Source organism: Streptomyces sp. M92 (assembly GCF_028473745.1).
Taxonomy (GTDB): Bacteria; Actinomycetota; Actinomycetes; order Streptomycetales; family Streptomycetaceae; genus Streptomyces.
Window position 1 is genome coordinate 2,098,126 of record NZ_CP101137.1, and the last position, 20,102, is coordinate 2,118,227.

Annotated in this window: 18 protein-coding genes; 10 read left to right on the plus strand and 8 right to left on the minus strand. The window is 72.1% G+C overall.

All coding sequences use genetic code 11. The annotated features are described in order from the left end of the window. Positions 1 to 99 precede the first annotated feature (99 nt). From sp36 to M6G08_RS09590, 5 genes are all read left to right on the plus strand, one after another. The gene (sp36, locus tag M6G08_RS09570; protein ID WP_003975360.1) at positions 100 to 261 is read left to right on the plus strand and encodes a Sp36 family protein; all 162 of its coding nucleotides are present in this window, start codon (positions 100 to 102) and stop codon (positions 259 to 261) included. Then, entirely contained in the window at positions 258 to 725 is a 468-nt protein-coding gene (locus tag M6G08_RS09575; protein ID WP_272586745.1) for a RidA family protein, read from the plus strand. Before sp36 ends, M6G08_RS09575 begins: the two co-directional genes overlap by 4 nt. Positions 726 to 1,224: 499 nt before the next feature. Then, positions 1,225 to 2,238, plus strand: a complete 1,014-nt coding sequence (locus M6G08_RS09580) for an alpha/beta fold hydrolase (RefSeq protein WP_272586746.1) — start codon at positions 1,225 to 1,227, stop codon at positions 2,236 to 2,238. Between the two features lie 80 nt (positions 2,239 to 2,318). Next, the gene (locus tag M6G08_RS09585) at positions 2,319 to 3,254 is read left to right on the plus strand and encodes an NUDIX hydrolase (RefSeq protein ID WP_272586747.1); all 936 of its coding nucleotides are present in this window, start codon (positions 2,319 to 2,321) and stop codon (positions 3,252 to 3,254) included. Next, on the plus strand, positions 3,251 to 4,093 hold the full coding sequence (locus M6G08_RS09590; protein WP_272586748.1) for an MBL fold metallo-hydrolase: 843 nt from the start codon (positions 3,251 to 3,253) through the stop codon (positions 4,091 to 4,093). Before M6G08_RS09585 ends, M6G08_RS09590 begins: the two co-directional genes overlap by 4 nt. A 38-nt stretch (positions 4,094 to 4,131) precedes the next feature. On the opposite strand, the gene M6G08_RS09595 is transcribed toward M6G08_RS09590, so the two are convergent. Further along, positions 4,132 to 4,806, minus strand: coding sequence for a Crp/Fnr family transcriptional regulator (locus M6G08_RS09595; RefSeq protein ID WP_217247519.1), 675 nt, complete (start codon positions 4,804 to 4,806; stop codon positions 4,132 to 4,134). Between the two features lie 276 nt (positions 4,807 to 5,082). On the opposite strand from M6G08_RS09595, the gene nth reads away from it, so the two are divergent. The 3 genes from nth to M6G08_RS09610 are packed head-to-tail and all read left to right on the plus strand — an operon-like array spanning position 5,083 to position 8,106. Then, positions 5,083 to 6,099: an endonuclease III gene (gene nth / locus M6G08_RS09600; RefSeq protein WP_272586749.1), complete on the plus strand. Its 1,017-nt coding sequence runs from the start codon at positions 5,083 to 5,085 to the stop codon at positions 6,097 to 6,099. A 52-nt stretch (positions 6,100 to 6,151) separates the two neighbouring features. After that, positions 6,152 to 6,859 carry an NUDIX hydrolase gene (locus tag M6G08_RS09605; protein ID WP_272586750.1) on the plus strand — a complete coding sequence of 236 codons (708 nt, stop codon included), beginning with the start codon at positions 6,152 to 6,154 and terminating at the stop codon, positions 6,857 to 6,859. 47 nt (positions 6,860 to 6,906) lie between these two features. Next, entirely contained in the window at positions 6,907 to 8,106 is a 1,200-nt protein-coding gene (locus M6G08_RS09610) for a MarP family serine protease (RefSeq protein WP_272586751.1), read from the plus strand. A gap of 90 nt (positions 8,107 to 8,196) precedes the next feature. Here the strand turns inward: M6G08_RS09610 and M6G08_RS09615 are convergent, their stop codons facing one another. The 6 genes from M6G08_RS09615 to M6G08_RS09640 all read right to left on the minus strand — a co-directional run bounded on the left by M6G08_RS09615 (position 8,197) and on the right by M6G08_RS09640 (position 16,455). Further along, on the minus strand, positions 8,197 to 8,388 hold the full coding sequence (locus M6G08_RS09615; RefSeq protein WP_272586752.1) for a hypothetical protein: 192 nt from the start codon (positions 8,386 to 8,388) through the stop codon (positions 8,197 to 8,199). Positions 8,389 to 8,515: 127 nt separating this feature from the next. Continuing rightward, positions 8,516 to 9,484, minus strand: a complete 969-nt coding sequence (locus tag M6G08_RS09620; RefSeq protein WP_272586753.1) for an alpha/beta fold hydrolase — start codon at positions 9,482 to 9,484, stop codon at positions 8,516 to 8,518. Then, positions 9,481 to 9,969 (minus strand): phage holin family protein, encoded by a 489-nt coding sequence (locus M6G08_RS09625; protein WP_019329818.1) that lies wholly within the window; start codon positions 9,967 to 9,969, stop codon positions 9,481 to 9,483. The genes M6G08_RS09620 and M6G08_RS09625 overlap by 4 nt, the downstream gene beginning before the upstream one ends. A gap of 114 nt (positions 9,970 to 10,083) precedes the next feature. Then, positions 10,084 to 11,508: a Na+/H+ antiporter NhaA gene (gene nhaA, locus M6G08_RS09630; protein WP_272586754.1), complete on the minus strand. Its 1,425-nt coding sequence runs from the start codon at positions 11,506 to 11,508 to the stop codon at positions 10,084 to 10,086. Between the two features lie 215 nt (positions 11,509 to 11,723). Next, the gene (acs, locus tag M6G08_RS09635) at positions 11,724 to 13,679 is read right to left on the minus strand and encodes an acetate--CoA ligase (protein WP_272586755.1); all 1,956 of its coding nucleotides are present in this window, start codon (positions 13,677 to 13,679) and stop codon (positions 11,724 to 11,726) included. A 217-nt stretch (positions 13,680 to 13,896) separates the two neighbouring features. After that, a complete protein-coding gene (locus tag M6G08_RS09640; protein WP_272586756.1) occupies positions 13,897 to 16,455 on the minus strand; it encodes a SulP family inorganic anion transporter in 2,559 nt (852 codons plus the stop codon). A gap of 328 nt (positions 16,456 to 16,783) precedes the next feature. On the opposite strand from M6G08_RS09640, the gene M6G08_RS09645 reads away from it, so the two are divergent. Then, entirely contained in the window at positions 16,784 to 18,070 is a 1,287-nt protein-coding gene (locus M6G08_RS09645; RefSeq protein WP_272586757.1) for a polysaccharide deacetylase family protein, read from the plus strand. Between the two features lie 59 nt (positions 18,071 to 18,129). Here M6G08_RS09645 and M6G08_RS09650 read toward each other — a convergent pair whose 3' ends face one another. Further along, on the minus strand, positions 18,130 to 19,110 hold the full coding sequence (locus M6G08_RS09650) for an ATP-binding protein (protein WP_272586758.1): 981 nt from the start codon (positions 19,108 to 19,110) through the stop codon (positions 18,130 to 18,132). Positions 19,111 to 19,221: 111 nt separating this feature from the next. Between M6G08_RS09650 and M6G08_RS09655 the strand changes: the two genes are divergently transcribed. Continuing rightward, complete coding sequence (locus M6G08_RS09655; protein WP_272586759.1) at positions 19,222 to 20,046, plus strand: Fic family protein; 825 nt, start codon at positions 19,222 to 19,224, stop codon at positions 20,044 to 20,046. Positions 20,047 to 20,102: the final 56 nt, after the last annotated feature.

The following is a 20,102-nucleotide window of genomic DNA, read 5'->3' on the forward strand; positions in this document are numbered from 1 at the left end:
AGCGTAACCAGTCCGCCCGCCGAGTACGCCGGAGGCTGTGGACAACGTCGTCCCGGCCGACCGCTTAAGGGGCGGCGGGCAACGGCTAGAGTCGGCCACATGACCAAGTGGGAATACGCAACCGTGCCGCTGCTCGTCCATGCCACGAAGCAGATTCTGGACACCTGGGGCGAGGACGGCTGGGAGCTCGTCCAGGTGGTGCCCGGACCGAACAACCCCGAGCAGCTCGTGGCCTACCTGAAGCGGGAGAAGCAGGCGTGAGCGCCGTCGAGGCCAAGCTGGCCGAGCTCGGTCTGACGCTGCCCGAGGTCGTCCCGCCGCTGGCCGCCTACCAGCCGGCCGTGCAGTCCGGCCCCTACGTGTACACCTCCGGCCAGCTGCCCATGCTGGACGGCAAGCTTCCGGTCACCGGCAAGGTGGGCGCCGAGGTCACGCCGGACGAGGCCAAGGAACTGGCGCGCACCTGCGCGCTGAACGCCCTGGCCGCGGTGAAGTCCGTCGCCGGTGACCTCGACCGCGTCGCGCGCGTCGTGAAGGTCGTCGGCTTCGTCGCGTCCGCGTCCGACTTCACCGGCCAGCCGGGCGTGATCAACGGCGCCAGCGAACTCCTCGGCGAGGTGCTGGGCGACAAGGGCGTCCACGCCCGCAGCGCGGTCGGCGTGGCGGTCCTGCCGCTGGACGCGCCGGTCGAGGTCGAGGTGCAGGTGGAGCTGGCACAGGCGTGACCGTGACGCGTCGCCCGCGCGTGGCGCGGCCGTAACGGCCACCGCGCGGGTACGGCGGCCGTTACGGCCGCCGCGCGGGCGTGCGGTACCTGCGGGCGTGGGGGTGCGCCTTTCGGTATGTGCGGTACCGGAAGCGCGGGTGGGCGTTGCCGGTCCGGCGACAGGGCTCGCCTCCCGGAGCGCCGCCGCGGACGTGACGCGTCGTCCGCGTGAGGCGTGGTCGTAACGGCCACCGCGCGGGTATGGCGGTCATTACGGCCTCTGCGCGGTGTGCGGTTTCGGGCCTGTCGGGTGGGGTCTGCGGTTCCTGCGGTGCGCCCCGTGCCGGGCGGTTCCTGCGGCGGCCCCCTCCGCGTCGGGCGGTACCGGAAGCGCGGGTGGGCGTTGCCGGCCCGGCAACAAAGCTCGCCTCCCCGGTCGCGCCGCCGCAGGATCGCTTCCGGTGCCCCCGCCCGGAGCGGTGCCGGCACCGGACCGACCGTACGTGCCAGGAGGAGCCATGCCGCAGCCGCCCGCGACCGACCGTCACCGTCCCGTCCACCGTCTGGTGCCCTCCCCGGCCGGGCGGACCCACCTGGTGGAGCAGGGCAGCGGGCCGCTGGTCCTGCTCGTGCACGGCTTCCCGGAGTCCTGGTACTCCTGGCGCCGCCAGCTGCCCGCGCTCGCCACCGCCGGCCACCGCGCGGTCGCCGTCGACGTACGCGGGTACGGGCGCTCCTCGCGGCCGGAGGCGGTCGAGGCGTACCGGATGCTCGACCTGGTGGCGGACCAGGTCGCCGTGGTGGAGGCCCTGGGGGAGCGGTCCGCGGTGATCGTCGGCCACGACTGGGGCGCGACCGTCGCCGCGCACTGCGCGCTGCTGCGGCCGGACGTGTTCCGCGCGGTGGGCCTGCTGAGCGTGCCGTACACCCCGCCGGGCGGCCCACGGCCGAGCGAGGCCTTCGCCGCCATGAGCGATCCCGCCGGGCCGTTCGCCGGGCAGGAGTTCTACGTCTCGTACTTCCAGGAGCCCGGCCGCGCCGAGGCCGAGATCGAGCCCGACGTACGCGGCTGGCTGGCCGGCTTCTACGCCGCCCTGTCCGCCGACACCATGCCGGCGCCCGACGCCCCCGACCCGCACTTCGTCGCCCCCGGCGGCCGGCTCCGCGACCGTTTCCCGGCCCACGGGCGGCTGCCCTCCTGGCTGAGCGAGGAGGAGCTGGACGTCTACGCGGGGGAGTTCGAGCGCACCGGCCTGACCGGGGCCCTCAACCGCTACCGCAACATGGACCGCGACTGGGCCGACCTGGCCGCTCACCGGGGCGCCCCGATCACCCAGCCGTCCCTCTTCCTGGGCGGCGGCCTCGACGCCTCCACCACCTGGCTGTCCGACGCGATCGCGGCGTACCCCGACACGCTGCCCGGCCTGACCGCCTCGCACCTGATCGACGGCTGCGGGCACTGGCTCCAGCAGGAGCGCCCCGAGGAGACGAACCGGCTGCTCACCGAGTGGCTGGCCGCCCTCCCCGGCTGACCCGCGCCCGCCCCCGGCCGGCGCACACTCCGTCCCGGGGGCCCCTCGAACATCCGCCCGTCACCGGATAGCCTCCGGCCATGGCGAACGGTCACGCGAACGAGCAGGCGAACGGCCAGTGGTACCCCCCGGAGTGGCCGGACCGCATCCGCGCGCTGGCGGCCGGCACCCTCACGCCGGTCACCCCCAAGCGCGCGGCCACCGTCATGCTCCTGAAGGACACCGCCACCGGCCCGGCCGTCCACATGCTGCGCCGCCGCACCTCCATGGCGTTCGCGGGAGGCGCGTACGCCTATCCGGGTGGCGGCGTCGACCCGCGCGACGACGACCGTGACATCGGCTGGGCGGGCCCCACGCGCGCGTGGTGGGCGGACCGGCTCGGCGTCGACGAGGCGGGCGCCCAGGCGATCGTCTGCGCGGCCGTGCGGGAGACCTTCGAGGAGGCCGGTGTGCTGCTGGCCGGCCCGACCGGCGACACGGTGGTCGGCGACACGACGGGCGCCGACTGGGAGGCCGACCGGACCGCCCTGGTCGGCCGTGAGCTGTCCTTCGCGGAGTTCCTGGACCGCCGGGGCCTCGTCCTGCGCTCCGACCTGCTGGGCGCGTGGGCGCGCTGGATCACCCCGGAGTTCGAGTCGCGCCGCTACGACACGTGGTTCTTCGTCGCCGCGCTGCCCGAGGGCCAGCGCACCCGCAACGCCTCCACGGAGGCCGACCGCACGGTGTGGATCACCCCGGCCGACGCCGCGGCCGGGTACGACAAGGGCGAACTGCTGATGATGCCGCCGACCGTCGCGACCCTGCGCGGTCTGGCGGAGTGCGCTACGGCGGCCGGTGCGCTCGCGTCGGCCCCGGGTCGTGACATGACGCCGGTACTGGCGCGGGCCCGGCTGGAGGGCGGGGAGATCGTGCTCTCCTGGCCGGGGCACGACGAGTTCACCAAGCACGTGCCGGGCACCGCACCGGACCAGGCACCGGCGACATCTTCCGACCCGACCCCGGGAGCCCCCGCATGACGAACGCGGCAGCACTGCCCGGCCAGCCGAGGGGCGGCGTCCTCTCGGGGCCCGCCACCGCGCGCGCGGTGAACGTCCTCGCGCCCAACGCCTCCGCGATGACCCTGGACGGCACGAACACCTGGATCCTCGCCGAGCCCGGCTCCGACCTGGCCGTAGTCGTCGACCCGGGGCCGCTGGACGACACCCACCTGCGGCACGTCGTCGACACGGCCGAGCGGGCGGGCAGGCGCGTCGCCCTCACCCTGCTGACGCACGGTCACCCCGACCACGCGGAGGGCGCCGCGCGCTTCGCCGAGCTGACCGGGACGAACGTACGGGCGCTGGACCCGGCGCTGCGGCTGGGCGACGAGGGGCTGGCCGCCGGGGACGTGATCGGGGTCGGCGGCCTGGAGCTGAGGGTCGTACCGACCCCCGGGCACACGGCGGACTCCCTGTGCTTCCATCTCCCGGCCGACCAGGCGGTCCTGACGGGCGACACCGTCCTGGGGCGCGGTACGACCGTGGTGGCCCACCCCGACGGGCGGCTCGGCGACTACCTGGACTCCCTGCGCCGCCTCAGGTCGCTCACGGCCGACGACGGGGTGCACACGGTGCTCCCGGGGCACGGGCCGGTCCTGGACGACGCCCAGGGCGCCGTCGAGTACTACCTCGCCCATCGAGCCCACCGACTGGCGCAGGTCGAGACGGCGGTGGAGGACGGTTGCCGGACGCCGGAGGAGGTCGTCGCCCGCGTCTACGCGGACGTCGACCGTTCACTGTGGCCGGCGGCGGAACTGTCGGTGCGGGCGCAGCTGGAGTACCTGGGCGAGCACGGGATCGTCCAGCTGCCCGAGTAGGACCCCGGGCAGCTGCCCAGCGGGCCCCCGGGGGCGCGTCAGCGGGAGCGCTTGGCCAGCCGCTCCACGTCCAGCAGGATCACCGCGCGGGCCTCCAGGCGGAGCCAGCCGCGCTGCGCGAAGTCCGCCAGCGCCTTGTTGACCGTCTCGCGGGACGCGCCGACCAGCTGGGCCAGCTCCTCCTGCGTCAGGTCGTGCACGACGTGGATGCCCTCCTCGGACTGCACGCCGAAGCGGCGGGACAGGTCCAGCAGGGCGCGGGCGACACGACCGGGGACGTCCGAGAAGACCAGGTCCGACATGGCGTCGTTGGTCTTGCGCAGGCGGCGCGCGACGGCGCGCAGCAGGGCGGTGGCCACCTCCGGACGCACGCTCAGCCAGGGCTGGAGGTCGGGGTGGCCGAGGGCGAGCAGCTTCACCTCGGTCAGCGCGGTGGCGGTCGCCGTGCGTGGGCCCGGGTCGAAGAGCGACAGCTCACCGATCAGCTCGCTGGGTCCGACCACGGCCAGCATGTTCTCGCGGCCGTCGGGGGAGGTGCGGTGGAGCTTCACCTTGCCTTCCGTGACCACGTAGAGGCGGTCTCCGGGGTCGCCCTCGTGGAACAGCGAGTCGCCCCGGGCGAGGGTCACCTCACTCATGGAGGCGCGGAGCTCCGCGGATTGCTCGTCGTCGAGCGCCGCGAAGAGCGGGTTGCGCCGCAGAACGTCGTCCACGAGTTCTCTCCTTGTCGACCGGCTCAGAGGATCTTGTTCCCCCGGTGTACCAGGGGTCCGTGGTGCCCATTTTGCCGGACAGTCCAAACAGTGTGATCTGTCACAAGGATGCCGCACTGGTGTCCCGGGGTACGCGGCAGGGGTCCAATTGGGCGCCGATCTTCGAGGTCCGGGGCGGATGTCGGTGGCGGGCCGTAGGCTGGCCGGGTGTCCAAATCGCCGGTGAGAGCACAGGCAGAGGGGGCTGCACGGGTGGGTGTACGTCGCGATTCCGCCGTGGGCGAACAGGGCCCCGATGGCGGTAGGGAAACGGCGAAAGCGACAAAAAAGGCGGCACCTGCCAAGAGGGTGACCGCGGAGAAGGGTGCCGTGAAGAAGTCCGCCGGGAAGAGCGTCGAGAAGCGGGCGGCCGTCAGCAAGCAGGCGCCCGCCAAGAAGCCCCCCGTCGCCCCCAAGAAGGCCGCCGCCGCCGTCAAGGGCGTCGCACCGGCGAAGACCGTCGCCGCGCAGCCGGCGCGCGAGGAGTCCCGGACCGCGCTGGTCCGCCGCGCCCGCCGCATCAACCGCGAGCTGGCCGAGGTCTATCCGTACGCCCACCCGGAGCTGGACTTCGAGAACCCCTTCCAGCTGGTCGTGGCCACCGTGCTGTCCGCCCAGACCACCGACCTGCGCGTCAACCAGACGACGCCCGCGCTCTTCGCGAAGTACCCGGCCCCCGAGGACCTGGCCGCCGCCAACCCCGAGGAGGTCGAGGAGATCCTCCGCCCCACCGGCTTCTTCCGGGCCAAGACCAAGTCGGTCATAGGGCTGTCCAAGGCGTTGGCGGAGGACTTCGGCGGCGAGGTCCCCGGCCGCCTCGAAGACCTCGTCAAGCTGCCCGGAGTGGGCCGCAAGACCGCCTTCGTCGTGCTGGGCAACGCCTTCGGCCGCCCCGGCATCACCGTGGACACCCACTTCCAGCGCCTGGTGCGCCGCTGGCAGTGGACCGCCGAGACCGACCCGGACAAGATCGAGGCCGCCGTCGGCGCGCTCTTCCCGAAGAGCGACTGGACCGACCTCTCCCACCACGTCATCTGGCACGGCCGCCGGATCTGCCACGCCCGCAAGCCCGCCTGCGGCGCCTGCCCCATCGCCCCGCTCTGCCCGGCGTACGGCGAGGGCGAGACGGACCCCGAGAAGGCGAAGAAGCTCCTGAAGTACGAGAAGGGCGGCCTGCCCGGCCAGCGGCTGAACCCGCCGCAGGCGTACCTGGACGCGGGCGGGAAGCCGGCGCCGCCGCTGGGGGCCGGGTGACGGAACGATCTCGGGGGCGTCGGGCGTTGGAATCGGCAGGACGGGGGTGGAGATGACACGGGCGAGTGACACGCAGGGCGACACACGCGGCGCCATGCTCAGCACGGAGGACCTGCCGGGCTGGCTGGACCCGGTGGTGCGGGCCGTCGCGACGGTGCGGCCCACCCAGCTGAGCCGCTTCCTGCCCCCCGAGGACGGCGCCGGACGGCAGTCCGCCGTGCTGATCCTGTTCGGTGAGTCGGAAGGAGGCCGGGGCCCGGAGCTGCTGCTGATGGAGCGGGCAGGCACCCTGCGCTCGCACGCCGGGCAGCCCGCCTTCCCGGGCGGGGCCCTCGACCCCGAGGACGGCGACCCGCAGGGCGAGGGGCCGCTGCGGGCCGCGCTGCGCGAGGCGGAGGAGGAGACCGGCCTCGATCCGTCCGGCGTGCAGCTCTTCGGCGTCCTGCCCAAGCTCTACATCCCGGTCAGCGAGTTCGTCGTCACCCCGGTCCTCGCCTGGTGGCGCGAGCCCACCCCCGTCGGCGTGGTCGATCCGAACGAGACGGCACGGGTCTTCACCGTCCCCGTGGCCGATCTCACGGACCCCGCCAACCGGGTCACCACTTTCCACCCCAGTGGTCACAAGGGCCCCGCGTTCCTGGTCGAATCGGCGCTCGTCTGGGGCTTCACGGCCGGCATCATCGACCGGTTGCTGCACTTCGCGGGCTGGGAGCGGCCCTGGGACAGGGGGAAGCAGGTCCCGCTGGACTGGCGGTCATGACAGGGTGACCGGTGTGAGCGTAGGACGACGAGGCGGGGCCTGAATCGGTGAACGTGCTGGACATCCTCTTGCTGCTGGCCGCCGTCTGGTTCGCGGTCGTCGGCTTCCGCCAGGGCTTCGTCGTCGGCATCCTGTCCGTGGTCGGCTTCCTCGGCGGCGGTCTCGTCGCCGTCTATCTGCTGCCGGTGGTCTGGGACGCGCTGACGGACAACGCGGAGGTGAGCACGACCGCCGCCGTCGTCGCGGTGGTCGTCGTCATCGTCTGCGCCTCCGTCGGCCAGGCCCTGACCACGCACCTGGGCAACAAGCTGCGGCGCTACATCACCTGGTCACCGGCCCGCGCCCTGGACGCCACCGGTGGCGCGCTGGTCAACGTGGTGGCGATGCTGCTGGTCGCCTGGCTGATCGGTGCCGCCCTCGCCCAGACGACCATGCCGACGATAGGCAAGGAGGTCCGTCAGTCCCACGTGCTGTCGGGCGTGCAGGAGGTGCTGCCGGACCAGGCCGACACCTGGTTCAACAGCTTCAGCTCCGTCCTCGCCCGCAACGGCTTCCCACAGGTCTTCAGCCCGTTCGCCAACGAGCCGATCACCGAGGTCCAGCCGCCCGACCCCGCGCTGGCGAACAGCCCGGTCGCCGTCCGGGCCAAGCGCTCCATCGTCAAGGTCATGGGCACCGCCCCCGACTGCGGCAAGGTCCTGGAGGGCACCGGCTTCGTCTTCGACGAGCGCCGCGTCATGACCAACGCCCACGTGGTCGGCGGCGTCGACGAGCCCACGGTGCAGATAGGCGGCGAGGGCCGGAAGTACGACGCGACGGTCGTCCTCTACGACTGGCGGCGCGACATCGCCGTACTGGACGTGCCGGAACTGGACGCGCCCGTGCTGCGGTTCAGCGAGCAGGACGCGGTCCGCGACGACGGCGCGATCGTGGCCGGCTTCCCGGAGAACGGGGCGTACGACGTCCGCGCCGCGCGCGTGCGCGGGCGCATCACGGCCAACGGCCCGGACATCTACCACCGCGACACCGTCGGCCGCGACGTCTACTCGCTGTACGCGACCGTCCGTCAGGGCAACTCCGGCGGCCCGCTGCTGACGCCCGAGGGCGAGGTCTACGGCGTGGTCTTCGCCAAGTCCCTGGACGACCCCGACACCGGCTACGCGCTCACCGTGGACGAGATCCGCGAGGACATCGCCGAGGGCCGCACCGCCAACCAGCAGGTGGACAGCGACAGCTGCGCGCTGTAGGGCCTGCCCGGCGTCAGGTGCCGGACCGGCCAGACCGGCATCCGGTTCGGAACCCGGGAGCGCGGACAGGCCGCGACCGGCGTGCGGGTGTCAGCCGACGCCGCGTGGATGGCGCAGGCGTACGGAGACCCAGCGGGCCCGGCGGCGCAGGATGCGCGGAATGCCCACCCGGGGGTCCTCCGCCGCCAGTTGCGGGGTGCCGCCTCGTCGGTGGGTGCTGCTCACGCCGCTCGTGGAGCGGCCGTCGCGTGCTACGTCACTGTAGTCGTGCGTCCAGCCCATACCCCGACGTGTGCCCCCACCCGAAGGTCGATAACCGTTCCGGGGGCGCCCAATTGGCCTATGCGCCGGGCAAGTGGCCGTTCATAGGACAAGAGTTCCCGTTCGGGTACCGGACGCGTCCGTACGGTCACCGATCGGGTTCGGGATCCTTCAGCCAATTGATCAGTTCGGTGGAAAAGGCGACCGGATCCTCTTCGTGCGGGAAGTGCCCGAGCCCGTCGAACAGCCGCCACCGGTAGGGCGCTTCGACGTACTGCCCGGAACCGGCCGCGCTCCGGGTCCGCATCACCGGGTCCAGCGAGCCGTGCAGGTGCAGCGTCGGCACCCGCACCGGCCGCTTCATACGGCGGTAGAACTGGATGCCGTCCGGACGGGCGAGCGAGCGCACCAGCCAGCGGTACGGCTCGACGGAGCAGTGCGCCGTGGAGGGGATGCACATCGCGCGGCGGTAGGCCGCCACCGCCTCCCCGTCCAGCGGCCGGGGGCCCGACCAGTCGTCGATCAGCCGCCCGACCAGCGCGCCGTCCTCCGCCGTCAGTTGGCGCTCGGGGATCCAGGGGCGCTGGAACCCCCAGATGTAGGAGCCCGCGCGGGTCTGCCGGACGTCCCCGAGCATGGCCGAGCGCCAGCGCCGCGGGTGCGGCATCGAGGAGACCGCGAGCCGCCGTACGAGCTTGGGCCGCATCGCGGCGGCCGTCCAGGCGAGGTAGCCGCCCAGGTCGTGGCCGACCAGCGCGGCGTCCGGCTCGCCGAGCGAGCGGACCACGCCGGTGATGTCGAGGGCGAGGCCGGCCGGGTCGTAGCCGCGCGGGGTGCGGTCGCTGCCGCCGACGCCGCGCAGGTCCATGGCGACGGCGCGGAAACCGGCGTCCGCGAGCGCCGTCAGCTGGTGCCGCCAGGCCCACCAGAACTGCGGGAAGCCGTGCAGCAGCAGTACCAGCGGTCCGTCGCCCACCTCCGCGATGTGGAAGCGGGCGCCGTTGGCGGCGACGTCCCGGTGGGTGACCTCGCGTCCGCCGGGGATGTCGAGGCGTACGACCGAGGCGGGGTTCTGCGCCGACGGGGATGGCTCCATCGGGGTGGCGGGGTCCGTCATGAGGACGAGCGTGCCACAGCCTCGATGGCTTCGGGGGACCGGTCCGCGGGCAGCTCGGGACGCGGGTGCGGCTTGGCGTTCTGCAGCACGCCCGCCGACTGCTTCACCGACGCGGCGACCTTCTGCGGGCCCTTGCCCTTCTTCGCCTTCTTGGCGAAGACGACGCCGATCAGCGCGAGTACGCCCGCGACGAGGACGTTCGCCGCGAAGGACAGCAGGAAGCAGACCGCCATGTTCCAGCCGCTCCAGGTCCGGATGCCGTAGGCCAGCGCGAAGCTCAGCATCGGCAGCGAGAAGACCAGGAGGAGGCCCGCCAGCGAGAAGGCGCCGCCGCTCGTCGCCCCGCGCTTGACGTCCTGCCGCAGCTGCGCCTTGGCCAGTGCGATCTCGTCGTGCACGAGCGCCGACAATTCGGTGGTCGCCGAGGCGAACAGCTGGCCGATGCTGCGTTCGGTGCCGACCGGGCTGCCGTCGGGTGCGCTCATCGCGTCTCTCCCTCTTCCGCTGGCTGATCTGCGTACGGTTCCGTGGCTGTCGGACGCCGCCTGACTGCCGCGGCCCGACCGCGTACGGTCCGTCTTTTGTACCGTCTCGTCAGATCATGCCGGACCGTCGCCCTGATCGCCTGCCCCGCCCGGCACTTCGGCAAGCCGCGCCGCCTCCATCTCCTCGGCGATCCGGCGGTGCTCGGCGGCCTTCTTCTCGTAGATCGCGGCCACCCGCAGGTGGTACGCCGGGTCGTCCTCCTCGTAGATGTCCGGCACGCCGCTGAGGTCCTCGTCGCGCTCCTCGGCCTCGGTCAGCCTGCGGTACTTGGCGTTCCGTACCTTCAGCAGCACGGTGGCCAGCAGCGCCGCGACGACCGAGCCGGTCAGGACGGCGGCCTTGACCTCGTCGGTCATCGCCGCGTCGCCCTCGAAGGCCAGCTCGCCGATCAGCAGCGACACGGTGAAGCCGATGCCGGCCAGCGTGGCCACCGCGAACACGTCGGCCCACTGGAGGTCGTCGCTGAGCGAGGCCCGGGTGAAGCGCGCCGTCAGCCAGGTGCCGCCGAAGATGCCGAACGTCTTGCCGACGACGAGCCCGAGGACCACGCCCAGGGTCTCCGGCTTGGTGAACACGTCGGCCAGCGCCCCGCCCGAGACCGACACACCCGCGCTGAACAGTGCGAACAGCGGCACGGCCAGACCCGCCGACAGGGGGCGGACCAGGTGTTCGATGTGCTCGCCGGGGGAGTGGTGCTCGCCCTCCCGGGTGTGGCAGCGCAGCATCAGGCCCATCGCGACGCCGGCGATGGTGGCGTGGATGCCGCTGTTGTACATCAGCCCCCAGATGACGAGGCCGAGCGGCACGTACACGTACCAGCCGCGCACTCCCTTGCGCAGCAGCAGCCAGAAGACGACGAGGCCGGCGACGGCGCCGCCGAGCGCGGCGAAGTTCAGGCTGTCGGTGAAGAAGACCGCGATGATCAGGATCGCGAAGAGGTCGTCGACGACGGCGAGGGTCAGCAGGAAGGCGCGCAGGGAGCTCGGCAGGGAGGTGCCGATGACGGCGAGCACGGCGAGCGCGAAGGCGATGTCGGTGGCGGTGGGCACGGCCCAGCCGGCCAGCGAGCCGCCGCCGGCGGTGGCGGTGACGGTGTACACGAGCGCCGGTACGGCCATGCCGCACAGCGCCGCGACCACCGGGAGCGCGGCGGCCTTCGGGTCCTTCAGGTCTCCCGCGACCAGCTCGCGCTTGAGCTCGATGCCGGCGACGAAGAAGAAGATCGCGAGCAGTCCGTCGGCGGCCCAGTGCGCGACCGACAGGTCGAGGCCGACGGCCCCGATCCCGAAGTGGAAGTCGCTGACGCTCTCGTAGCTGTCACTGAGCGCCGGTATGTTCGCCCACACCAGTGCGGTGATCGCGGCGACGAGCAGCAGTACGCCGCCGACGGTCTCGGTGCGCAGTGCTTCGGCGACGTAGTTCCGCTCGGGGAGGGACAGCCGTCCGAAGACTTTGCGGGGGGTGCGGGGGGCGGTCACGGGGAAGACCTCCGGTCGTTGGGCAGCACGGACTCGCTTGCCGACCAGACTTCCCGGCACACCATGAGGATCTTGTTGAGCTTCTTACGCGTTCCTTAGCCTACCTAAACTGCCGTGGCGCTGCCGGGTGACCTTCGTGACGGTACGCAACCGGACGAAGCGTGCGAAAAGGGCACCCGGGCGGTCGTGCGCCGGGTGCCCTTCGTGTGGGCGGCTCAGTCCTCGCTGGGTGCCGCGGGGAGCTTCGACTGGATGAGGTCCATCACGGTGGAGTCCGCCAGCGTCGTGACGTCGCCGACCTGACGGTTCTCCGCGACGTCGCGCAGCAGGCGGCGCATGATCTTGCCGGAGCGGGTCTTGGGCAGCTCGCCCACCGGCAGGATCCGCTTGGGCTTGGCGATCGGGCCGAGCGTGGCACCGACGTGGTTGCGCAGCTCGGTGACGAGGTCCTCGGACTCCGCCGCCGCACCGCGCAGGATCACGAAGGCCACGATGGCCTGCCCGGTGGTCTCGTCGGCCGCGCCGACCACGGCCGCCTCGGCGACGGACGGGTGGGAGACGAGGGCCGACTCGACCTCGGTGGTGGAGATGTTGTGGCCGGAGACCAGCATCACGTCGTCGACGCGGCCCAGCAGCCAGATGTCGCCGTCCTCGTCCTTCTTGGCACCGTCGCCGGCGAAGTACTTGCCCTCGAAGCGCGACCAGTACGTGTCGATGAAGCGCTGGTCGTCGCCCCAGATGGTGCGCAGCATCGACGGCCAGGGCTCGGTGAGGACCAGGTACCCGCCCCCGCCGTTCGGCACCTCGCCCGCCTCGTCGTCCACGACGGTGGCCGCGATGCCGGGCAGCGGGCGCTGGGCGGAGCCCGGCTTGGCGTGGGTGACGCCCGGCAGCGGCGTGATCATCATGGCGCCGGTCTCGGTCTGCCACCAGGTGTCGACGACCGGGGTGGCGTCCGCACCGATGTTCTTGCGGTACCAGATCCAGGCCTCGGGGTTGATCGGTTCACCGACCGAGCCGAGGACCCGCAGCGAGGACAGGTCGAACTTCGCGGGGATGTCGTCGCCCCACTTCATGAACGTCCGGATCGCGGTGGGCGCGGTGTAGAGGACGGAGACCTTGTACTTCTGCACGATCTCCCAGAACCGGCCCTGGTGCGGGGTGTCCGGGGTGCCCTCGTACATGACCTGCGTCGCGCCGTTGGCGAGCGGGCCGTAGACGATGTACGAGTGGCCGGTGACCCAGCCGACGTCGGCGGTGCACCAGTAGACGTCGGTCTCCGGCTTCAGGTCGAAGACGGCCCAGTGGGTGTACGCGGTCTGCGTGAGGTAGCCGCCGGAGGTGTGCAGGATGCCCTTCGGCTTGCCCGTCGTACCGGACGTGTACAGGATGAACAGCGGGTGCTCGGCGTCGAACGCCTCCGGCGTGTGCTCGGCGGACTGCCGGTCGACCGTCTCGTGCCACCACTTGTCGCGGGAGTCGTCCCACGCCACGTCCTGGCCGGTGCGGCGCACGACGAGGACGTGTTCCACGGTGCCGGCGCGCTCGACCGCCTCGTCGACGGCGGGCTTGAGGGCGGACGGCTTGCCGCGCCGGTAGCCGCCGTCGGAGGTGATGACGACCTTGGCGTCGGCGTCCTGGATACGGGTCGCGAGCGCGTCCGAGGAGAAGCCGCCGAAGACCACCGAGTGGGCGGCGCCGATTCGGGCGCAGGCCAGCATCGCGATCGCCGTCTCCGGGATCATCGGCATGTAGACGGCGACCCGGTCGCCCTTCTGCACGCCGAGTTCCAGCAGGGCGTTGGCGGCCTTGGAGACCTCGTCCTTGAGCTGGGCGTAGGTGATGGCGCGGCTGTCGCCGGGCTCGCCCTCGAAGTGGATGGCGACGCGGTCGCCGTTGCCGGCCTCGACATGGCGGTCGACGCAGTTGTACGCGACGTTGAGCTTGCCGTCCTTGAACCACTTGGCGAACGGCGGGTTCGACCAGTCGAGGGTCTCGGTCGGCTCCTCGGCCCAGGTCAGCCGGCGAGCCTGCTCGGCCCAGAACCCGAGTCGGTCGGCCTTGGCCTGTTCGTACGCCTCCGCCGTGACGTTGGCGTTCGCGGCCAGGTCGGCGGGGGGCGCGAACCTGCGCTCTTCCTTGAGCAGGTTGGCCAAGGATTCGTTGCTCACGACATCTCCCGTTCTCAGGGTTGTCCGTTGTGTCCCAGGCCACAGCTCATCAGACCCGGGGGGCCGATGACAAGGGTCGACGGGCAACTGGTTTAGACCTGTGCGGCGGGCCGCCGTCCTCGTGGCCAGTGGTCATCAGTACCCACGGACGCCGAAGGCGCGGGGTTCAGCGTCTGTAACGACGCTCACACTCCCCGCGCCTCGGCCCCCGTGCCGTTCAGGCGGTCAGATCGGTCTCCAGGACCAGTTCGAACACGCCGTCCCCGGCGTCGCCCGCGTCCGGGGAGAGCAGGTACGCCTGCGCCTCGCCCACGTGGAAGTACATGCCGTGCAGCTCCAGGTCCCCGGTTCTCAGGGCCCGGGCCACCGCGTCGTGGGCCCGCAGGTGTTCCAGCTGCTGGACCACGTTGGCCAGGCAGAGCCGCTCGGCCGCGTCGGCGGGCGGGCGTCCGGCCAGCAGGGGCCGGCCCCCGGCGTCCTCGGGCGGGCCTCCCGGCGCTCCGGGGAGCCGGTCCAGACTCGGCAGCCCGTGCCGCAGCCACCGCTTGAGCGGCGTCTGCGCACCGCCCGTATCGGTGCTGAGCAGCGCCTGCATGGCCCCGCACCCGGAGTGCCCGCACACCGTGATGGACCGCACCTTCAGTACGTCCACCGCGTACTCGATCGCGGCGGCCACCGAGTCGTCACCGCTCTCCTCGCCGGGCAGCGGGACGAGATTGCCCACATTGCGCACGACGAAGAGATCACCGGGACCGCTGGAGGTGATCATGGAGGTGACCACCCGCGAGTCGGCGCAGGTCAGGAAGAGCTGGGAGGGCTGCTGTCCCTCGCGGGCCAGCCGGGCCAGCTCGCCGCGCACCAGGGGTGCGGTGTTGCGCTGGAACGCGCTGATGCCACGCGCCAGCTCCCGTCCGCTGAGCCCGCCGGAGGTGCCCGCGACGACCGGGCCGGTGGGGCCGGTGTGTCCGTCCGGTGCGACGGTCCCGTCAGTTCCGTGCCCGTCCGCCGTGCTCCGTGCGCCTTCCCCGCTCCGCGCGCTCCCCCTGCTCTGCGGGCCGTTCCCGCCCTGTCCGCGCGATCCGCCGGGAGCGGGCGCGGTGTCGGCGTCCGTGCCGGTCCCGTCCCGCCGGTCGGTGCCGGGCTGGGGCGTCGGCTGCGGGGGCTCGCACTGGTGGTTGCGCCAGGGGGTCCAGGGGCGGCAGCGGCAGCCGTCGGTGTCGGCCGGCTCGGAGATGCGGGTGCCCGGGCGGCGGCCGGTCACGTCGACGCGGCCGCCCTGCGCGGTGTGCGTCTTCTGCCAGTCCTGCAAGGTCTCGTACGCCGCGTGGTCCATGAACGACCCGTCCAGCTCCACGACGGTGTCCGACCCCTGGGGCACTTGGTGCAGGACCCGGCTGAGCCGCGGCACCGCGAGGAACGTCAACTGGCCCCGCACGTGCACGTGGTGGACCCCTGCCGTCTCGACGTGCCTGATCCGGGTGCGGGTCAGACGGTGCAGGGCGACGCCGACGGCCACGGCGATGCCCAGCGCGACGCCCTCCAGGACGCCGAAGAACACCACGCCGCCGGTGGTGACGGCGTAGACCAGCACCTCGCGGTGGCGGGTCACCGTCCGGATGTGGTTCAGCGACACCATCTTCAGGCCGACGGCCATGACCAGGGCGGCGAGCGAGGCGAGCGGGATCAGCTCCAGGGCCGGGACCAGCAGCAGCGTGGCGATCAGTACGAGAAGGCCGTGCAGCATCGTGGAGTTCCGGCTGACGGCGCCGGCCGACACGTTGGCGGTGCTGCGTACGGCCACACCGGCGATGGGCAGTCCGCCGAGCGAGCCGGAGACGATGTTGCCGGCGCCCTGGCCGAGCAGCTCGCGGTCGAGGTTGGAGCGCTTGACCCGGCCGGTCAGACTCGGCCGGGCGGCGACCAGCTTGTCCACGGCGACCGCGCCGAGCAGTGACTGCACACTGCACACCAGCGTGGTCGTGAGCACGGCGGCGAGAAGGCCGAGCACCGGTCCGTCGGGCAGCGCCGCCAGGGCATGGCTGCTCCAGGAGGGCAGGTCCACCTTGGGCAGGCGGAGCCCGGCCAGCACGGCGACCGCGGTGGCGCCGGCGACGGCGACGAGGGCGGCGGGGAGCTTGCCCAGCAGTCGGCCGGCCCGGCCGGGGATGCGCGGCCAGAGCAGCAGCAGGGTCAGCGTCAGGACGCTCGCCGCCACGTCGGCGGGGCGCAGGTCGGCCAACTGGGCGGGCAGCGCGAGCAGGTTGTCCGGCACGGAGCTCTGCGGGGTGCCGCCGAGGACGATGTGCAACTGGGCGACGGCGATGGTGACGCCGATGCCGGCGAGCATGCCGTGCACGATGGCGGGGCTCACCGCGAGCGCGGAGCGTGCCACGCGCAGGCAGCCGAGGCCGAGTTGGGCGATGCCGGCGAGCACGGTGATGGCGCAGGTCGTGCGCCATCCGTACTGCTGGATGAGGTCGGCGGTGACCACGGTGAGCCCGGCTGCGGGTCCGCTGACCTGGAGGGGGCAGCCGCCGAGCCGTCCGACGACGATCCCGCCCACCGCGGCGGCGACGAGGCCGGCCTGGAGGGGGGCGCCGGTGGCGAGGGCGATGCCCAGGGAGAGGGGCAGGGCGATCAGGAAGACCGCGATCGACGCCGACACGTCGGCGCCCGCGACGCGGAAGCGCCGGGGGCCGCCGGGCGGCGGACTGTGGGGTGGGTGGATGTGCTCGGTCCGGGCCGAATCGGCGCGGGCGGGGACGCAGGACGACATGTTTCCCGTCTCCTACAGCGGCGGGATACCGAGCGCCCGGCGGACGCTCGGTGCGTACGTGATGAGCGCTGGGGAACGCGCTGGCGATTGCGCTCAGTAAATAGATCGTAATTCAGAGTAAAGACGAGGCATAGACTTTTCGCGCAAATGGAGTAATGTGCCGCTCAAGTGAGTGAATCTATACATTTCATCGGCTTGTCGTACTAATTCCCTCTCGCATTCGTGCCACCTTGACGGCGCTGACGCCACGTCCCCGGCGCAGCACGCGATTCACCCGACATCGCCGTCGTCGGCGTTGGCCCGAGAGAAGGAAGAAGGTGGGCGGAACATGGCCGCCACCCACAGGATCGCCGCGCGCACCGTGGTCGCCGCCGCGGTCTGCGCCGCGTCGCTCGCCGGTTGCGCGATCGGCAGCGGTACCGGTTCCGGTGAAGGGACGCAGGGTCCGGAGAAGGAGAAGGGGAAAGCGGCGCCTGCGCCCAAAAACGCGGTCCGGCTGATCGGCGACGGTTCCACCGCGTACACCGGGGCCCAGCCGCACCTGCCCCGGCCCGAACGGCTCAAGCCCGGCCAGAAGCCGCCGCAGTTCGTGGTGTTCTCCTGGGACGGCGCGGGCGAGGACAGCCAGAAGCTGTTCTCCTACTTCCGTGAAGTGGCCAAGGAGAACGACGCCACGATGACGTACTTCCTGAGCGGCGTCTACATGCTGCCCAAGGAGAAGCGGGACCTCTACCGGCCGCCGCAGCATTCCCCGGGCCGCTCGGACATCGGCTTCAACGACGAGCAGGGCATCGCCGACACCGTCAAGCAACTGCGGCTGGCGTGGCTGGAGGGCAACGAGATCGGCACCCACTTCAACGGGCACTTCTGCGGCCCCGGCGGCGGGGTCGGCGAGTGGTCCGTCGAGGAGTGGAAGGAGGAGATCAGGCAGGCCAAGCAGTTCGTGAAGACCTGGAAGACCAACACCGGGATGAAGAACGCGGCGCCGCTGCCCTTCGACTACGACAAGGAGCTGATCGGCGCCCGCACTCCCTGCCTGGAGGGCCAGGAGAACTTCGTGAAGGCCGCCGGTGACATGGGCTTCCGCTACGACAGCAGCGGCGTGAACAACCAGGTCTGGCCGGAGAAGAAGGAGGGCGGCCTGTGGGACCTGTCGATGCAGCTCGTCCCCTTCCCCGGGCACACCTTCGAGCAGCTCACCATGGACTACAACTTCATGGTCAACCAGTCGGGCACCACCACCCAGGGCGATCCGGCCAAGCACGAGCTCTGGGGCGACCAGATGCGTGACGGCCTGCTCCAGGGCTTCCGGCGGGCCTACGACGGCAACCGCGCGCCCCTGATCATCGGCAACCACTTCGAGTCCTGGAACGGCGGCACCTACATGCGCGCCGTCGAGGAGGTCATCGAGACGGTGTGCACCAAGGACGAGGTGCGCTGCGTCTCCTTCCGGCAGCTCGTGGACTGGCTGGACGCCCAGGACCCGAAGGTGCTGAAGAAGCTGCGCACCCTCGGCGTCGGCGAGGCGCCGGAGAAGGGCTGGGCGTCCTTCCTGTCGGCCCAGCCCGCGCCGGCTCCGAAGGGCGTGCCCGGAGCCCCGGCCGCCAAGCGGTAGCCGTCGGGCGGGCGCGGACGTACGCGCGGCTCAGGCGCCGGCACCGCCGGGTGCCGGCGTCACGCCGGGGCGGCGACCGTCTCGCGGAGTACGAAGCCGGGGTCGACCTGCGCGGCCAGGTCGGCCCCGGTGCGCTCGTTGCCCCAGCTGCGGGCGTTCTTCAGGTGGAAGTGGACCATCTGGCGCGTGTAGCGCTCCCAGTCCCGAGACTCGTACGTCGCGTCGGCGGCCGTGCGCAGCGTGCGCAGCGCGCGGTGGTTGGCGTCCTCCAGGAGTCCGAACCGGGGCGGCCGGGCCTTCTCCATGGCGCGCACCCAGTCCGAGTGGCCGACGGTCGTCAACAGGTCGTCCCCGGCCTCTTCGCGCAGGAAGTCGAGGTCGTCCGGCCCCTGCACCTTGTTTCCGACGACCTTCAGGGTGACGCCGAAGTCGCGGGCGTACTCCTTGTACTGGCGGTAGACGGAGACTCCCTTCCGGGTCGGCTCGGCGACGAGGAACGTGATGTCGAAGCGGGTGAACATGCCGGAGGCGAACGAGTCCGAGCCCGCGGTCATGTCGACCACGACGTACTCGTCACGGCCGTCGACCAGGTGGTTCAGGCACAGCTCCACCGCGCCCGTCTTGGAGTGGTAGCAGGCGACTCCGAGGTCGGACTCCGTGAAAGGTCCGGTGACCATCAAACGGAGGGCCCCGGCGTCGAGTTCCACCGGCCGGGCGCAGACGTCGTAGACCGGGTTGTCCTCGCACACCCGCAGCAGGCGCGAGCCCTCGCCGGGCGGGGTGGTCTTGATCATCGTCCCCGTGGAGGTGATCCGCGGGTTGGTGCCGCGCAGGTACTCCTTGATCAGCGGCAGGTGCTCGCCCATCGCGGGCAGTCCCGCGGCCTCCGTCTCGTCGAGGCCCAGCGCGGCCCCCAGGTGCTGGTTGATGTCGGCGTCGACGGCGACGACGGGCGCACCGGTGGCGGCGAGATGGCGGATGAACAGGGAGGACAGGGTGGTCTTGCCGCTGCCGCCCTTCCCGACGAAAGCAATTTTCATGTTCACCAAGAGTAGTGCCGCTCTGGCTGTGCGTGACGCCGCGGTTCGGGCACACGTGAAGAAGACCACTCATTCGTGGGGCGGGGCCGAGGGGTGCGTAATGTCGTACTCATGAGTACGACAGGCGCGACCGCCGACCCGCTCGCGGCCCTGGGCGAACTGCCCGGCGTGGCCGAGTCCGTGGAGTCAGTCCGCAAGGCCGTGGACCGGGTCTACGGCCACCGGATCATGCGACGCCGCAGCAACGCGATCACCTCGGAGGCGGCACTGCGCGGCGCCCGGGGCTCGGCGGCGCTGTCCGGAGCGGACTGGGCCCTGGAGGAGGTGCGGCGACGCAGCGACTTCAGCGTCGACGACGAGGCACGCACGGTGGGCGCGGCGCTGCGGCTGACCGCCGAGGCGGGGCAGCTGCTGTCCATCTGGCGCCAGTCGCCGCTGCGGGTGCTGGCCCGGCTGCACCTCGTGGCGGCGGCGGACGAGGCCGACCGGGCGGGGCGGCCCCGCCAGGAGGGCGAGCCGGTGGACGAACCCCTCGTCGAGCTGCCCCTGCCGGGCGCCCGGGAGGCGCACGGCAGGCTGGAGGGCCTGGCCGGGCTGGTCATGGCGGGCGGTGCCGCGCCGGCGCTGGTGACGGCGGCCGTCGTGCACGGCGAGTTGCTGGCGCTGCGGCCCTTCACCTCGCGCAACGGCCTGGTCGCACGTACGGCCGAGCGCATCGTCCTGGTCGGCAGCGGTCTCGACCCGAAGTCGGTCTGCGCTGCCGAGGTCGGCCACGCCGAGCTGGGCCGCGCCGCCTACCTGGCGGCGCTCGACGGTTACGTCTCCGGGACGCCGGAGGGCATGGCCGCCTGGATCGCGCACTGCGGCCGGGCGGTCGAGCTGGGCGCACGCGAGTCGACGGCGGTGTGCGAGGCGCTGCAGCGCGGGGCGGCGTGAAGATGCGGCGGTACGAGAATTCGTACCGCCGCTGGCATGACCACCGGGTTACCAAG

Bases quoted from the DNA above. Each gene is read 5' to 3' on its own strand.
- M6G08_RS09605 (WP_272586750.1), top strand. From the start codon at position 6,152: ATGACACGGGCGAGTGACACGCAGGGCGACACACGCGGCGCCATGCTC.
- M6G08_RS09655 (WP_272586759.1), top strand. From the start codon at position 19,222: ATGAGTACGACAGGCGCGACCGCCGACCCGCTCGCGGCCCTGGGCGAA.
- M6G08_RS09645 (WP_272586757.1), top strand. From the start codon at position 16,784: ATGGCCGCCACCCACAGGATCGCCGCGCGCACCGTGGTCGCCGCCGCG.
- M6G08_RS09615 (WP_272586752.1), bottom strand. From the start codon at position 8,388: ATGGGCTGGACGCACGACTACAGTGACGTAGCACGCGACGGCCGCTCC.
- M6G08_RS09625 (WP_019329818.1), bottom strand. From the start codon at position 9,969: ATGAGCGCACCCGACGGCAGCCCGGTCGGCACCGAACGCAGCATCGGC.
- M6G08_RS09585 (WP_272586747.1), top strand. From the start codon at position 2,319: ATGGCGAACGGTCACGCGAACGAGCAGGCGAACGGCCAGTGGTACCCC.
- M6G08_RS09580 (WP_272586746.1), top strand. From the start codon at position 1,225: ATGCCGCAGCCGCCCGCGACCGACCGTCACCGTCCCGTCCACCGTCTG.
- M6G08_RS09640 (WP_272586756.1), bottom strand. From the start codon at position 16,455: ATGTCGTCCTGCGTCCCCGCCCGCGCCGATTCGGCCCGGACCGAGCAC.
- M6G08_RS09650 (WP_272586758.1), bottom strand. From the start codon at position 19,110: ATGAAAATTGCTTTCGTCGGGAAGGGCGGCAGCGGCAAGACCACCCTG.
- M6G08_RS09590 (WP_272586748.1), top strand. From the start codon at position 3,251: ATGACGAACGCGGCAGCACTGCCCGGCCAGCCGAGGGGCGGCGTCCTC.
- M6G08_RS09620 (WP_272586753.1), bottom strand. From the start codon at position 9,484: ATGACGGACCCCGCCACCCCGATGGAGCCATCCCCGTCGGCGCAGAAC.
- sp36 (WP_003975360.1), top strand. From the start codon at position 100: ATGACCAAGTGGGAATACGCAACCGTGCCGCTGCTCGTCCATGCCACG.